Here is a 14,674-nt window from a genome sequence, read left to right as displayed (position 1 = left end):
CCGCCCTCCCAGCCCTCCCAGCACGGAGAACCTCATGCGTCTCAACCGCACCCTCCGGGCCGCCGCCGCGGCCGCGGTCCTCCTCACGGCCGCCGCCTGCGGCTCCTCCGGATCCGGCGGAGGCTCCGCCGCCACCGGATTCAACCCGCCCGACCTCAAGGCACCCTCGAAGCTCGGCAAGACCGAGGGCCAGGTCAACCTGATCGCCTGGGCCGGATACGTCGAGGACGGCTCCAACGACCCCAAGACGGACTGGGTCAGCGACTTCGAGAAGCAGACCGGCTGCCAGGTCAACTCCAAGGTCGCCGCCAGCTCCGACGAGATGGTCAAGCTGATGAAGACCGGCGAGTACGACGCCGTGTCCGCCTCGGGCGACGCCTCCCTGCGCCTGATCGCCTCCGGCGACGCGGCACCCGTCAACACCGACCTCGTCCCCAACTACAAGGACGTCTTCAGCGGCCTGAAGCAGCAGGCCTGGAACTCCGTCAAGGGCAAGGCCTACGGCATCCCGCACGGCCGCGGCGCCAACCTGCTGATGTACAACACCGACAAGGTGAAGCCCGCGCCCACCTCCTGGTCCGCCGTCTTCGACGACGCCTCCCGCTACAAGGGCCACGTCACCGCGTACGACTCGCCGATCTACATAGCCGACGCGGCCCTGTACCTCAAGGCCACCCGTCCGGAGCTGAAGATCAAGGACCCCTACGCGCTGGACCAGAAGCAGTTCGACGCCGCCGTGGACCTGCTCAAGAAGCAGAACGCCGACGTCGGCGAGTACTGGAGCGACTACCTCAAGGAGATCTCCGCCTTCAAGAGCGGCGACTCCGTCGTCGGCACCACCTGGCAGGTCATCGCCAACCTCACCGGCGACGAGGGCGCCAAGGTCAAGGCCTTCGTCCCCAAGGAGGGTTCGACCGGCTGGTCCGACACCTGGATGGTGTCCGCCAAGGCCAAGCACCCCAACTGCGCCTACAAGTGGCTCGACTGGATCGTCTCCCCGAAGGTCAACGCCCAGGTCGCCGAGTACTTCGGCGAGGCCCCGGCCAACTCCAAGGCCTGCGCCGAGACCAGCGACAAGAACTGGTGCGCCACCTACCACGCGAGTGACGAGTCGTACTGGAAGAACATCGCCTTCTGGAACACGCCCATCCAGCAGTGCCTGGACGGACGCACCGACGTCACCTGCGTGCCGTACGCCAAGTGGGTCCAGGCCTGGACCGAGATCAAGGGCTGATCGAGATGACCTCTGCTGTGCAGGCCGCCGGACGCTCCCCCGTCCGGCGGCTCGCCGGGGCCCTGCACCGGCGCCCCCGGCTCCGGCTGTCGCTGCTGCTGACCGCGCCGCTGCTGTGGCTGGCCGTGCTCTATCTCGGCTCGCTGGCCGTGCTGTTCGTCTCCGCGTTCTGGACCACGGACTCCTTCACCTCGCAGGTCGTGAAGGTCTGGTCGACCGACAACTTCCACACGCTGTTCACCACGCCCGTGTTCCGCCAGGTGATCCTGCGCAGCATCGGCGTCGCGCTCGCGGTCACCGTGCTGTGCGCGGTGATCGCCTTCCCGCTCGCCTTCTACACCGCCCGCATCGCCGCACCGAAGCGGCGCCCGCTGCTGGTGGTGGCCATCCTCACGCCGCTGTGGGCCAGTTACCTCGTCAAGGTCTACGCCTGGCGGCTGATCCTCTCCGAGGGCGGCCTGGCGGACTGGATCCTGAAGCCGTTCGGCCTCGCGGGCCCCGGCTTCGGACTCCCGGCTGCCGTACTGACGTTGACGTACCTGTGGCTGCCGTACATGATCCTGCCGATCCACACGGCCCTGGAGCAGCTGCCCGCGAACCTCCTGGACGCCTCGGCGGACCTGGGCGCCAGGGCGGGGCGCACCTTCCGGTCGGTGGTGCTGCCGATGGTGCTGCCCTCGGTCGCCGCCGGCTCGGTCTTCACCTTCTCGCTCAGCCTCGGCGACTACATCACCGTGCAGATCGTCGGTGGCAAGACGCAGCTGATCGGCAACCTCGTCTACTCCAACATCGAGCTCAACCTGCCCATGGCCGCAGCCCTCAGCACGGTCCCCGTCGTCGTCATCGTGGTGTACCTGCTCGCCATGCGCCGCACCGGCGCGCTGAGCAGCCTCTAGAGGAGCCCGTCGTGCAACTCTCCCGTACCGCACGCGTCGCGCTGCGCGTCGCCGCCGGGTTCGGCTTCGCCGTGATCTACCTGCCGTTGCTGCTCGTCCTTGTCAACTCCCTCAATCCTGAGCGCAGTTCGAGCTGGCCGCCGCCCGGTCTCACCTTCCACTGGTGGTCCGTGGCCTGGGCGAACGACGGTGCCCGCGCGGCACTCTGGGTCTCCGTCAAGGCAGGTCTCGGAGCCACCGGCATCGCGCTGCTGCTCGGCACGCTGATCGCCTTCGCCGTCGGCCGCCACCGCTTCTTCGGCCGTGACACCGTCTCGTTCGTCGTCGTGCTGCCCATCGCGCTGCCCGGCATCGTCACGGGCATCGCCCTCAACTCGGCGTTCAGTACGGTCCTGGAGCCGCTCGGGGTCGGCCTCGGCATGTTCACCGTGATCGTCGGCCATGCCACCTTCTGCATCGTCGTCGTCTTCAACAACGTCGTCGCCCGGCTGCGCCGCACCTCCGGCTCGTACGAGGAGGCGGCGATGGACCTGGGCGCCGACACCTTCCGCGCCTTCGCCGACGTCACCTTCCCGATGGTGCGTTCGGCACTGGTGGCCGGCGGACTGCTCGCCTTCGCGCTCTCCTTCGACGAGATCGTGGTGACCACCTTCACCGCCGGGCCGGGCATCGAGACCCTGCCCATCTGGATCTTCAACAACATGACCCGCCCCCAGCAGGCGCCCGTGGTCAACGTGGTGGCGGCCGTCCTGGTCCTGCTCTCCGTCATCCCCATCTACGTCGCCCAGCGACTGTCCGCCGACACGGCGACCGGCAGCAGGATCTAGCCCGTCGCCACCCCGTGCACCACGTGGGCGGCGGCCACGTCCAGGGCCGCGTGGCCGGTGGACTTGAAGACGGTGAGGAGGTCGGGGGAGCGGCGGCCGGGGGCCTCGCCGGCCAGGACGGAGCCCAGGAGGGTGACGGCGCGGCCCGGCGGCAGGTCCTGCAACTCGTGGGCGCCGGAGGGCGGCGCCGTCGCGGCGGCACCGGGCCACTCGGCGAAGAGCGTCGCGTCGGCGACGGTCCCGGCGTCGAGCTCGGGCCCGTGCGAGCCGCCGACCGAGCTCACGTGCGTGCCCGGGGCCAGCCAGTCGCGGCGCAGCACCGGACGGGTCGCGCCGGTGCAGCAGTACACCGTGGCCGCCGTGCGTACGGCCGCCTCGATGCCGTCGGCCGCACGGCCCGCGGGGTGCAGACCGGCCACGGTACGGGCCGCAGCGGGGTCGCGGCCCGCGACGGTCACGGGCTCGGCCGGCCGCAGCGCGGCCAGCAGCGCGACCTGGGCACGGGCCTGCGCGCCGGTGCCGACGACCACGACGGGACCCGGCCGGGCCAGCGCCAGCGCGCTGTGCGTGGCGGCCGCTGCGGTCCGCCAGGCCGTGATCGGCTCCGCGTCCATGACGGCCAGCGGTCGGCCGTCGCCGGCGTCGAAGAGGGCGACGATGCCCTGGTGGCTGCTGCGGCCCGGGTGCTCGGGGTCGGCGAACACCGACACGAGCTTCGCCGCGAGGCCCAGCCCCGGCACGTACCCGGGCATGGCGCCGAGCAGCCCGCTCGGCGCGAACGCGGCGATCCGGGGCGGCACGGACGCCTGGCCGTGGGCCACGGCGACGAGGGCGTCGGACACGGCGGCCATCAGCCGGTGCGGGTCGAGGGCCGCCGTGGTGGCGGCCCGGTCGAGGACGAGCAGGTCGTTCACGCGTCGGCTCCCGTGCTCGTTCCGGACAGCAGGCCGCGGAGGGTGTCCACGGCCGAGGCGAGGTGGTCGCGCAGCCGTCCCATCCGGGGTTCGTCGATCTCGGCGCCCGGTCCGACGACGGTGACGGCGCAGACCGGCGATCCGGGGACGGGGACGACGGCCCGGCTCAGGGAGGCGACGAACTGATCGTTGCGGCCGTGCTCGACCGCGAACCCGGACGCCTCGGCCCGCTCGATGTCGGCGAGCAGGCCCGCCGGGCCCGTCAGGGGGTGCCCCTGCGCGCGGGCCGCCTCCAGGTAGGGGCGGCGCGCGTCCTGGGGGAGCGCGGCCACCAGCGCCAACGGACCGGCGAACCGGTGCACCGGCAGGGCCTCGCCGTGCAGCGTGCTGATCATCGCCAGCCGGTCCGGGCGGATCACGTCCACCACCCGGGAGCCGTCGTTCTCCAGGACCTGGAGGTTGACCATCAGGCCGGTGCGCGCGGACAGCTCCTCCAGCACCGGCCGGGCCAGCGTGGTGAGCGAGTTGTGCGCGGCCCTGGACGACAGGCGCAGCACGGCGGTGCCGGGCAGATAGCGGTCGTCGGCGCGCAGCACCCAGCCGCGGCGGACCAGGTCCACGAGGATCCGGTAGGCGGTGGCCCGGTGCAGACCGACCTCGTCCGCGAGATCGGTGAGCCGAGGGGGCGCGTCGGCGCGCGAGACGGCCTCGATCAGATCGAGCGCCTTGTCCACGGCCGTACGCGTCGCCTTCTGCGGCACTTCTGGCATCGAAACCCTTCCGGATGTACGGGCGGACCGTCCTGACGGGGCGTGTCCACCGCCCGGCCGCGGAGGTAGGGTAGCGCCTGTTTCGTATGACGAGAGTGTTGTTACGTAGAGCGTAACAGATCGGGAGTGTGGTGACCTTGACGAGCGAGAACGCCGGGGCGGCGGCCCCCTTCGCCCCTCCCGAGGCCGGAACGGTGGTGGTCTACCGCGGCCTCACGCTGTTCGACGGGACCGGCAGCGCGCCGCGGCCCGGGATGTCGATCGTCGTGGACGGCTCCGTGATCCACGCCGTCGTGCCCGACGCGGACGTGCCGGGCGTGCTCGCCGCGCTCACGGCCGGCGCCGGCCGTCCCGCGGACACCGAGGCCGACGGCGCCGGCCGTCCCGCGGACACCGAGGCCGACGACGCCGCGGCCGTCGAAGTCGTCGACCTCGCGGGCCACTTCGTCACGCCCGGCCTGGTGGACGCGCACCAGCACCTCGCCACCCCGCCCGACCGCCCCATCGCCGAGGCCGTGCTGCGCCGCCTCGTGCACAGCGGGGTCACCGCCGTACGGGACATGGCCGACGACCTCCGGCAGGTCGGCGATCTCGCCCGGGCCGCACGGGTCGGGGAGATCCCCGCCCCCGACATCCACTACGCCGCGCTCATGGCCGGTCCCGGTTTCTTCGACGACCCCCGCACCCACCAGGTGACCCAGGGCGCCGTGCCGGGAGAGGTGCCCTGGATGCAGGCCGTCACCGACACCACCGATCTGCCCCTCGCGGTGGCCCTGGCCCGCGGGACCCACGCGACGGCCATCAAGGTCTACGCCGACCTCGACGCGGACCTCGTCGCCGCCATCACCGCCGAGGCGCACCGGCAGGGCATCCTCGTCTGGGCGCACGCCGCCGTGTTCCCCGCCACGCCCGGCGAGGTCGTCGCGGCCGGGGTCGACGCCGTCTCCCATGTGACCCTGCTGGCCCACGAGGCGGCCACCGGACCCCTGACCACCTACAAGGACAAGCCGCCCGTCGACCACGCGAGCCTGGTCACCGGCCGCGACGAGCGCCTCGAAGCGCTCTTCGCCCGGATGCGCGAGCAGGACGTCGTCCTGGACGCGACCGCCGGCATGTGGGCCAGCGCCGAACTCGCGGGCGACACCCCGGAGACCTCCGAACGGGCCGCCCGCAACACCGACCTGGCGATCGCCCTCACCGCACAGGCGCACCGGGCCGGCGTCCAACTGGCCACCGGCACCGACTACGAGACCGCCCCCGGCGAGCCCTTCCCCGCCCTGTACGAGGAACTCGCCTTCCTCGTCCGCCACTGCGGCCTCCCCGCGGCGGACGTCCTGCGCTCCGCGACGCTCGTCGGCGCCCGCAGCGCGGGCAAGGACCACCTCACGGGCACCCTGGAGCCGGGCAAGCAGGCCGACTTCGCGGTCTTCGCGCAGGACCCGCTGGCCGACATCGACCATCTGCGCACCATCACCCTGACCGTCAAGCGGGGCCACCGCTTCCCGCGCACCGCCTACACCGCGGACCGACCCCAGGAGAACCGTTGACCGGCACGCCCCTGATCGTCAACGCCCTCGGCCAGCTCGACAACCCCAACGCCGCCCGGTCCCTGGCGGCGGCGGCAGAACTGAACCCGAGCAGCGAACAGTTCACCGTCGACGCCCGTACCCTGGCGGAGGCACGCGCCTCCGGCCTCACCGCCGTGAACATCACCCTCGGCTACGTGATGGGCGACCTGCCTCCCTACGAGCACACCCTGCACGAGATCGACGTCTGGGACCGGGTCATCGAGAGCCACCTCGACGACCTGCTGAAGGTCACCACCGCGGCCGACATCCACACCGCGGCGCGCGACGGCCGCGTCGGCGTCGTCTACGGCTTCCAGAACGCGGTGGCCGTCGGCGACGACATCGGCCGGATCGCCACCTTCGCCGAACGCGGCGTACGCGTGGTGCAGTTGACGTACAACCAGGCCAACCACCTCGGCGGCGGCTCCTCGGCACCGGCCGAGAGCGGGCTGACCGCCTTCGGACGCGAGGTCGTCGACGCCCTGAACGACCACCACCTCATGGTCGACCTGTCCCACAGCGGCGAGCGGACCTGCCTGGACGCCATCGCCCACTCCCGCGTCCCCGTGTCCATCAACCACACCGGCTGCCGAGCGCTGACCGACCTTCCCCGCAACAAGACCGACGAGGAACTGCGCCTGGTCGCCTCGCGCGGCGGGTTCGTCGGCATCTACTTCATGCCGTTCCTCAGTCCCACCGGCCACGCGCGGGCCGCCGACGTCGTCGAGCACATCGCGCACGCCGTGAACGTCTGCGGAGAGGACCACGTCGGCATCGGCACCGACGGGCCGGTCACCGCCATCGACGACCTCGACGCCTACCGGGCCCGGCTCGCCGAGCACGTGGCCCAGCGCCAGGAGGCCGGGGTGTCGGCCGCGGGCGAACGGGCCGACACCTTCCCCTTCGTCGTCGACCTGCGGGGCGTGGACCAGTTCCGCGAGCTGATACGTCTGCTGGAGCGGCGCGGCTACTCCTCCACCCGCATAGAGAAGATCATGGGCCGCAACTTCGTCGACTACGCAGAACGGGTGTGGCAGGGGTAGCCGCTCCCGGCCGGAACGAGCCGCCCCGCACCCGGCACGACCAGGACCAGGGCCAGGACCAGGACCAGGAAAATGACGCAAAGACAGGGTCGTGGACGCGTACAACCATCGCCCTGTCTGGCCTGTCTGAGTCTGTGTCAAGTGCCGACCCGACCGGTTGGTTTTCGATTCTGTTCGCCGGAAAGGGGCGGCCCGTCCGCTCCCGCCCGGCGCTTCTCCAACGGAGAACGCATGCCAATTCGCACAAGAGCCGCCGCCGTCGCCGTCGTCTGCGGCGCCGCCGCGCTGAGCGGTGTGGCCCTGCCCACCGCCCAGGCGGCCGACACCGCCGGGGTCGTGCGCCCCTGGCAGCTCGGCGGCCACGCGGCCGCCACGGCCCGCACCTCCGCCGTCGCGGCCCCCCAGCCGTACGCGCTGCCGGTGACCTTCTCCAACGTGAAGGTCGCGAGCGGGAAGGCGGCCGTGACCGTGGGCACCAGTGCCGTCGTGCACGTGCCCTACAGCTTCACCCTGACCGCGACGAACGTGGACGTCTCCGCCGACGACCTCTACATCGGCCTGGACCTCTACCGCGGTTCCGCCACGGCTCCCTCCGCCGACCTGTACGGCGACCTCCCGGCGACGTGCACCGTGACCTCGTCCACGTCCTCGTCCGACGGGGTCGTCACCGTCGAGTCCTGCAAGGGGACCGTCGACATCTACCCCAAGTACGACCTCGCGATCACCGATGCCGGTGCGGGCTGGCACTCGGTGGCCTGGGCCGTGGCCTTCAACGGCCAGAACCCGGACAACCCGGCGGACGTCACCAAGATCGGCACCGCGGCGAGGACCGGGCTTGCCGCGCCGGCCGTCCAGCGTCTGTCCAAGCTGACCGTGAACGCCTCGCCCGAGCCGGTCAAGAAGAACAAGACGCTCACCATCACCGGCAGCCTCACCCGCGCCAACTGGGACACCGGCAAGTACGCCGGGTACACGGGCCAGAAGGTCAAGCTGCAGTTCCGCAAGAAGGGCAGCAGCACCTACACCACCCTCAAGACCGTCACCACCGACAGCCACGGCAACCTGAAGACCACGTACAAGGCCACGGCCGACGGCTACTGGCGCTACTCCTTCGCGGGTACGTCCACCACCCCGGCCGTCTCGGCCGCGGGTGACTACGTCGACGTCAAGTGACCCCCAGTCCCTGACAGACACACCCCGACCGCCGGTCCGGTCCCGCGCCGCGGGAGCGGACCGGCGGTCGGCCGTCGCACTGTGCCGGTCGGCCGGCTACGCGCCCTTCGGCCCGGCCTGCTGCACCACCTCGAAGGACCACAGGGTGGATCCGCTCGCCGCGGGCTTGGGACGCTCCCCGCCCTCCGCTCCGCCGCCACCCTGGTGGGCGGCCTTCATCGGGCCCTCCATCCAGGCCTGGAACGAGGCGTCGTCACGCCAGCGCGTGTACACGAGATAGGTGTCGGTGCCCTCGACGGGACGCAGCAGTTCGAACCACTCGAACCCGTCGGAGTTCTCCACCGCGTGGGCCCGCGAGGCGAACCGCTTCTCCAGCGTCTCCCGCTGCTCGGCGGGGACGCTCAGTACGTTGATCTTGACTACGCTCATGCCCCCATCCTGGCGCATGGCGGCGGGCCGTCGGACGGTGGCTCGCTCATGACGGGGAGCACGCGTGACAACGGGGAGCGCGCCCGACGTCCTTTCGCCGATCACCAGCTGATCCCGCGTCACTCCCGCGTCCCTGTAATGCGCGAGTAACGCCGCCTCTCTAGCGTCCGGGCTCCCCCGTTCCGTTCAGGAGGAGCAACCCGATGCACCTGTCCCGACCGCCACGGCGCAGATCCGCCGCATGGGTGGCGGCCGCGTTCACCGCGACCGCTCTGATCTCCGGCGCGATACCGGCCGTCGCCGCCGACACCCCGTCCGCGGCCGCGAGCGCGACGATCGACCCGTCGCTGCGCGGCGCCGTCGCCCAGGGCGGCGACGCGACGTTCTTCGTCGTCCTGAAGGACCAGGCGGACCTGTCCGGCGCCAAGAAGCAGAAGACGCACGCGGCGCGGGCCAAGGCCGCCTTCAAGGAGCTGCGCGCGACGGCCGCGGACAGCCAGGCCTCCCTCAAGTCCTTCCTGGACAAGAAGAAGATCGGCCACCAGGACTACTGGATCGCCAACGCCATCCAGGTCACCGGCGACCAGGCTCTGGTGAACGAGCTGGCGAAGCGCGCGGACGTCGCGTCGATCGTCAAGGAGCAGCACTACAAGCTCGACGACATCGAGACCGCCGACAGCAAGATCACCGCGTCGCGCACGGACTCCTCCGCGAACGGTGACGACACCCCCGAGTGGGGCGTCGCTGACATCAACGCCGACGACGTGTGGAACCAGTACGACGACCGCGGCGAGGGCATCGTCATCGCCAACGTCGACTCGGGCGTGCAGTACAACCATCCCGACCTGGTCGCCCAGTACCGCGGCAACAACGGCGACGGCTCCTTCACGCACGACTACAACTGGTACGACCCGACCGGTCAGTGCGGCACCAGCGGTGTCCCCTGCGACAACAACGGCCACGGCACCCACACGATGGGCACGATGGTCGGCAAGCACGGCATCGGTGTCGCCCCGAACGCCAAGTGGATAGCCGCCAAGGGCTGCGAGTCCTCCTCCTGTTCGGACGAGTCGCTGCTGGCGGCCGGCCAGTGGATCCTCGCGCCGACCGACCACAACGGCCAGAACCCGCGCCCGGACCTCGCGCCGAACATCGTCAACAACTCCTGGGGCGGCGGCGACACGACGTTCTACCAGGACATCGTCGAGGCCTGGAACGCCGCCGGCATCTTCGAGGCGTTCGCGGCCGGCAACGACGGTGACGGCAAGACCTGTTCCACCGCGCACGCCCCGGGCTCGCAGGCCCCGTCCTACGGCGTCGGCGCCTACGACTCCACCGGCACCATCGCCTCCTTCTCCGGCTTCGGCCCCTCGCTCGTCGACGGCTCCATGAAGCCGAACATCTCGGCTCCGGGTGTCAAGGTCGAGTCCACGTGGCCCGGTTCGTCGTACAACACCGAGTCCGGTACGTCGATGGCGACGCCGCATGTCGCGGGCGCGGTCGCGCTGCTGTGGTCGGCGGCCCCCTCGCTCATCGGCAACATCGACGAGACGCGCAAGCTGCTCAACGAGGGCGCGCGCAACGTCGACGACACCCACTGCGGCGGCACCGCCGACATGAACAACGTCTGGGGTGAGGGAAAGCTCGACATCCTCGCCTCAGTCGACCTGGCCCCGCACACCGCGGCCATCGTCGCCGGCAAGGTGACCGACAAGGCGACGGGCGCGGCCCTCGGCAACATCACGGTCAAGGCCACCGGCACGGGCGGTGATGTCCGCACGGTCACCACGTCCTCCGACGGCACGTACAAGCTCCCCCTGCCGGCCGGCACGTACGACTTCGCCTTCAGCGGCTACGGCTACGCCAACGGCTCGGCCACCGGCGTCACGGTCACCGAGAACCAGGCCCTCACCCAGGACATCGCGCTGACCGCGGTGGCCTCGCACAAGGTCGGCGGGACCGTGCTCGACGTCACCGGAAAGGCGCTCGCGGGTGCCACGGTCGAGGTGACCGGTTCCCCGGTCGCCGCCGTCACCACGGACGCCAAGGGCGCGTACTCCTTCGCGAAGGTGGCCGAGGGCAGCTACGGCCTCACGGTCAAGCCCGCGGCCCCGGTCCTGTGCAACGGCGTCTACACCGGCACCGCCACCGTCGCCTCGGCCGACCTGACCAAGGACGTCCAGGTCCCGGCCCGCACCGACAACTCCGGCGACAGTTGCGCCCCGGCCGCGTACTCCTGGATCGCCGGCACCAAGAAGGTCTCGCTGACCGGTGACGAGGACTCCGCGACCGTCTCCCTGCCCTTCCCGGCGAAGCTGTACGGGGTCTCGTACTCCTCCGCCTCCGTCACCACCGACGGCCTGGTGAACTTCCTGTCCTCGCGTGTCGGCGACTACTCCAACACCGCGCTGCCGACGACCGGCGCGAACGGCGTCAAGGGCATCGTCGCCCCGCTGTGGGACGACCTCACCCTCGACAAGAAGTCGTCGGTGCAGACCGCCACCACCGGCACCGCGGGCAGCCGTAAGTTCGCCATCGTCTGGAACAACGCCGCCTACGCCGACGGCACTTCGGGCCGCGCCACCTTCGAGGCCGTCTTCGACGAGGCCACCGGCGCCGTGACCCTCCAGTACCAGTCGGTCGCCGACAAGGGCGCGGGTGCCACCGTCGGCATCGCGAACCAGTCCGGCACCGACGCCCTCCAGTACTCCTTCAACCAGTCCGTGATCGCCGACGGCACCACCGTCCGCTTCACGCAGGGAGCCAAGTGATGAGAGCCCCCCAGTCCCGGCGGGCCCTGCGGCTCGCCTCCGCCCTGGTCGCCGCGGGCCTGTGCATGAGCGTGAGCCCGCAGGCCCTGGCCGCCGACGACAGCGGCTCGGCCATGAAGCTGACCGGCACCGAGGCCGCGAGCCTGACCGACCGGGTCGCGATCGACCCGTACGGCGACACCGCCGACGACAGCACGGTGAGCCCGAAGTCCGATGAGACCTCCGCCGCCCTCGACGCGGCCAAGGCCGCCGACAGCGGCTCGGGGCTCGACGACTCGTCCACCGCCGGCTCGTCCGCCGACGCCGTCGACCCGAAGACCAAGGTCACGCTGACCGCCGGCTCCACGCTGGAAGGCGTGCGCGGCATGGGCGCCACCGTGCCCGTCGGGAAGAACGGCGACTACTTCACCTTCAACAGCATGGGTTACGTACAGCGGCACGCGGCCGACGGCAGCGAGACGTGGGCGCGCACCAGCAGCTCCTTCTTCACGGACTGGCAGGTCAAGCCGACGCAGCCGTGGCGGGTCGAGCCCTACCCGGCGCAGATCCTCATGGGCTACAACGCGGTGTCGCCGTTCGCCGCCAACTCGGACAACGGCTACTCCACCGGCGACCTGACCGGCGACGGTGTCCCGGACATCGTGTTCTCGGCGCAGGTCGGCACGACGCCGTACCCCCGTCCGTTCACCTCGCCGGGCTCGTCGCTGACCACGGGCACGTTCGTCACCGTCCTCGACGGCAGGACCGGCGACACCAGATGGTCGAAGCTGTACAACCGCGCCTCCATGGTCAAGATCGTCGACGGCACCCTGCTGGTCGCCGACGCGCCGCGGATGAGCAGCGACTCCAGGGTCCCGGCGGCCGCCACGGCGACCCTGACGGGCATCCGCTTCGCCTCCGCCGCGGACGGCGCGCTGACGCCGGCGCAGACCTGGACGTACGACACCGGGGAGGCCCGCAAGGCCAACTGGGGCGACATCCAGGACCTGGGCAAGGGCAAGATCGCCGTCTCCTGGAACCTGGCCAAGGCCACCGGGATCGCCGCGCGCGGCCGCACCCTGGTGCTCGACACGGCGGACGGCTCCGTCACCTGGCAGACCGACAGCATGCTCTACGGCCGTCAGCTCCGAGTGGACGCGGGCCGCAAGCGGATCGTCGCGCTGGAGCAGCAGGACTCCACCGACGCCGTGCACTACGAGGTCGCCTCCTACGACCTGAAGACCGGCCATCGCGCCACGCTGGAGGCGCGGGACAACGTCCTGCCCACCGCGCTGACGGTGGGCGACCTCACCGCGAAGGACGGCGACGAGTACGCGGTCGCCGAGTCCTCGCTCGACGAGAACTACTACGTCAACGCCAGCACCGTGCGCGTCCTCGACGGCACCGACCCGGACAAGCTGCTGTGGTCGAGCACCGTCAAGCGCGACGCCGCCAACGCCAAGGACGCGGCGAGCATCTGGCGGCTCCAGGTGGCCGACGGCAAGCTGGTCACCTCCGCCCAGGACGACCGTGAGATCAACGGCGCGGGCAACCCGGGCGGCGGGCGCTACGCGTCCCTGACCGTGTACAACGCCAAAGGTGTGGTCAGCTGGCAGAGCAAGGGTGTTGCCGCCGCGCCGATGTACCAGGACGTGTTCAGCGACTCCGCGGGCACGCATGTGCGGATCATCGACCAGGCCGAGAACATCCGCACCTTCAAGCTCGCCAACGGCAAGGCCGAGGACGTGACGCCGCTGCTGGCGGACATCGGGTACGCCAAGGCCGTCGACCTGAACAAGGACGGCAGGAACGACGTCGTCATGGCCGGGTCGTCCGACGGCGTGTGGGCCTACTCGGGCCCGTCGCTGGTGAGCGGCAAGCCCGAGAAGCTGTGGCAGGCCACCGTGCCCGGCGCGGTGCACGACGTCGAGACCGGCGACGTCAACGGCGACGGCAGGCCGGAGATCGTCGTCGCGGCCGACACCGCCGTGGTCGTCCTCAACGGGAAGACCGGCAAGACCCTCGCGACCATCGAGGGCGGCGAGGGCCAGTACGTGCGCTCGGCGAAGCTGGCCGACCTGGACGGGGACGGCGAGCTGGACATCCTCGTCCCGACCGACGCCCTGCGCGCCTACTACGGCGACGGCCACGCGCTGTGGACGTACAGCGCGCCCCAGAGCGCGGGCGACGTCCGCTTCACCGACCCTTCGGTGAACGACGGCCAGGTGTACGCGGCCTACGCCGGCCTGGACGCGTACCAGCTGACCGACCCGGTGACCGACGCGGTGGCGCTCAACGCCAAGAACGGCAAGGCCCGCTGGGACATCGCCCCGAAGGCCCCGACGGACGCGGTCGGCCCCGTCCGCACCGCCACCCCGAACGACGGCATCCTCGCGTCCGAGGAGATCCCGTACGCGGACGGGCACGCGGTCGTCTACCAGTGGAACGTCACCGCCCCGATCAACATCAACGGTGCCGAGTCCCTCAGCCCCCGTAACTACTTCGAGATCCGCGACGGCCGCACCGGCGAGGTGCTGCACTCCGGCTACGAGGGCGGCCTGTGGACGCACTTCAGCTACTGGGCCGAGGACGGCGTGCTGTACGAGGGGGGCACGGCCGCCTTCCGTCGGTACGAGGCCGACGGCAAGGACAGCAAGGCCGGGGTGGTCGCGCAGTCGTACGGCGGCGGCTTCATGACCGGCCCCGGCGGCCGCAAGCTGCTCGTCGCCGGTGCCGACGGCGGGCTCGACCTGTGGGACCCGAGCATCTTCGACAGCTCCGACACCTGGTCCGGCAGCGTCGGCGGCGCCAGCCTGATGGGCGCGCGCAACTACCTCGCCGCCGACCTGGACGGCGACGGGGTCGACGAGGCGCTGTCGCTCGCGGGTGACGACAACGGTTTCGACCGGACGGCCGAGGAGTTCGGTGGCCGCTACTACATCCCGAACAACGCCATCCACCAGGTGACCACGTACAAGTTGTCCTGACGGCCAGGTCGCGAGCGCGGCGGTCGTCCACGGCGACCGTCGCGCAAGCGCCCAGGGCGTGACCGGAGTTGTCGTCGTTGCGC

The 14,674-nt window shown here is 71.1% G+C and carries 11 protein-coding genes; 8 read left to right on the top strand and 3 right to left on the bottom strand.

Going from position 1 to position 14,674, the window contains the following annotated elements; translation table 11 throughout:
* The first annotated feature begins 34 nt into the window (after window positions 1–34).
* Genes FNH09_RS06780 through FNH09_RS06770 form a run of 3 tightly spaced genes read left to right on the top strand, consistent with a single transcriptional unit; the run spans window position 35 to window position 2,957 of the window.
* Window positions 35–1,234 (top strand): ABC transporter substrate-binding protein, encoded by a 1,200-nt coding sequence (locus FNH09_RS06780; RefSeq protein WP_152885834.1) that lies wholly within the window; start codon window positions 35–37, stop codon window positions 1,232–1,234.
* 5 nt (window positions 1,235–1,239) lie between these two features.
* Window positions 1,240–2,130 carry an ABC transporter permease gene (locus FNH09_RS06775; RefSeq protein ID WP_152885833.1) on the top strand — a complete coding sequence of 297 codons (891 nt, stop codon included), beginning with the start codon at window positions 1,240–1,242 and terminating at the stop codon, window positions 2,128–2,130.
* Window positions 2,131–2,141: 11 nt separating this feature from the next.
* Window positions 2,142–2,957, top strand: coding sequence for an ABC transporter permease subunit (locus FNH09_RS06770; protein WP_162468202.1), 816 nt, complete (start codon window positions 2,142–2,144; stop codon window positions 2,955–2,957).
* On the opposite strand, the gene FNH09_RS06765 is transcribed toward FNH09_RS06770, so the two are convergent.
* Window positions 2,954–3,871 carry an ornithine cyclodeaminase family protein gene (locus FNH09_RS06765; protein WP_162468201.1) on the bottom strand — a complete coding sequence of 306 codons (918 nt, stop codon included), beginning with the start codon at window positions 3,869–3,871 and terminating at the stop codon, window positions 2,954–2,956. The genes FNH09_RS06770 and FNH09_RS06765 overlap by 4 nt on opposite strands.
* Complete coding sequence (locus FNH09_RS06760) at window positions 3,868–4,641, bottom strand: IclR family transcriptional regulator (protein WP_152885832.1); 774 nt, start codon at window positions 4,639–4,641, stop codon at window positions 3,868–3,870. The genes FNH09_RS06765 and FNH09_RS06760 overlap by 4 nt, the downstream gene beginning before the upstream one ends.
* 131 nt (window positions 4,642–4,772) lie before the next feature.
* On the opposite strand from FNH09_RS06760, the gene FNH09_RS06755 reads away from it, so the two are divergent.
* From FNH09_RS06755 to FNH09_RS06745, 3 genes are all read left to right on the top strand, one after another.
* Window positions 4,773–6,188: an amidohydrolase family protein gene (locus FNH09_RS06755; RefSeq protein ID WP_162468200.1), complete on the top strand. Its 1,416-nt coding sequence runs from the start codon at window positions 4,773–4,775 to the stop codon at window positions 6,186–6,188.
* On the top strand, window positions 6,185–7,252 hold the full coding sequence (locus tag FNH09_RS06750; RefSeq protein ID WP_152885830.1) for a dipeptidase: 1,068 nt from the start codon (window positions 6,185–6,187) through the stop codon (window positions 7,250–7,252). The genes FNH09_RS06755 and FNH09_RS06750 overlap by 4 nt, the downstream gene beginning before the upstream one ends.
* A gap of 237 nt (window positions 7,253–7,489) precedes the next feature.
* Complete coding sequence (locus tag FNH09_RS06745) at window positions 7,490–8,425, top strand: hypothetical protein (protein WP_162468205.1); 936 nt, start codon at window positions 7,490–7,492, stop codon at window positions 8,423–8,425.
* Between the two features lie 96 nt (window positions 8,426–8,521).
* On the opposite strand, the gene FNH09_RS06740 is transcribed toward FNH09_RS06745, so the two are convergent.
* Window positions 8,522–8,854: an antibiotic biosynthesis monooxygenase family protein gene (locus FNH09_RS06740; protein ID WP_152885828.1), complete on the bottom strand. Its 333-nt coding sequence runs from the start codon at window positions 8,852–8,854 to the stop codon at window positions 8,522–8,524.
* Between the two features lie 203 nt (window positions 8,855–9,057).
* Here FNH09_RS06740 and FNH09_RS06735 point away from each other — a divergent pair, with 203 nt between their 5' ends.
* Window positions 9,058–11,625 carry a S8 family serine peptidase gene (locus FNH09_RS06735; RefSeq protein WP_152885827.1) on the top strand — a complete coding sequence of 856 codons (2,568 nt, stop codon included), beginning with the start codon at window positions 9,058–9,060 and terminating at the stop codon, window positions 11,623–11,625.
* A complete protein-coding gene (locus tag FNH09_RS06730; RefSeq protein WP_152885826.1) occupies window positions 11,625–14,591 on the top strand; it encodes an FG-GAP repeat domain-containing protein in 2,967 nt (988 codons plus the stop codon). Before FNH09_RS06735 ends, FNH09_RS06730 begins: the two co-directional genes overlap by 1 nt.
* Window positions 14,592–14,674: the final 83 nt, after the last annotated feature.

The sequence above is a fragment of the Streptomyces adustus genome, from assembly GCF_009377175.1.
Taxonomy (GTDB): domain Bacteria; phylum Actinomycetota; class Actinomycetes; order Streptomycetales; family Streptomycetaceae; genus Streptomyces; species Streptomyces adustus.
Note: the sequence above shows the minus strand (reverse complement) of the source record. Positions and strands in the feature narration are given on the sequence as shown.

Excerpts from the sequence above, each read along its gene's own strand:
- FNH09_RS06760 (WP_152885832.1), bottom strand. The coding sequence starts at position 4,641 with ATGCCAGAAGTGCCGCAGAAGGCGACGCGTACGGCCGTGGACAAGGCG.
- FNH09_RS06730 (WP_152885826.1), top strand. The coding sequence starts at position 11,625 with ATGAGAGCCCCCCAGTCCCGGCGGGCCCTGCGGCTCGCCTCCGCCCTG.
- FNH09_RS06775 (WP_152885833.1), top strand. The coding sequence starts at position 1,240 with ATGACCTCTGCTGTGCAGGCCGCCGGACGCTCCCCCGTCCGGCGGCTC.
- FNH09_RS06780 (WP_152885834.1), top strand. The coding sequence starts at position 35 with ATGCGTCTCAACCGCACCCTCCGGGCCGCCGCCGCGGCCGCGGTCCTC.
- FNH09_RS06735 (WP_152885827.1), top strand. The coding sequence starts at position 9,058 with ATGCACCTGTCCCGACCGCCACGGCGCAGATCCGCCGCATGGGTGGCG.
- FNH09_RS06740 (WP_152885828.1), bottom strand. The coding sequence starts at position 8,854 with ATGAGCGTAGTCAAGATCAACGTACTGAGCGTCCCCGCCGAGCAGCGG.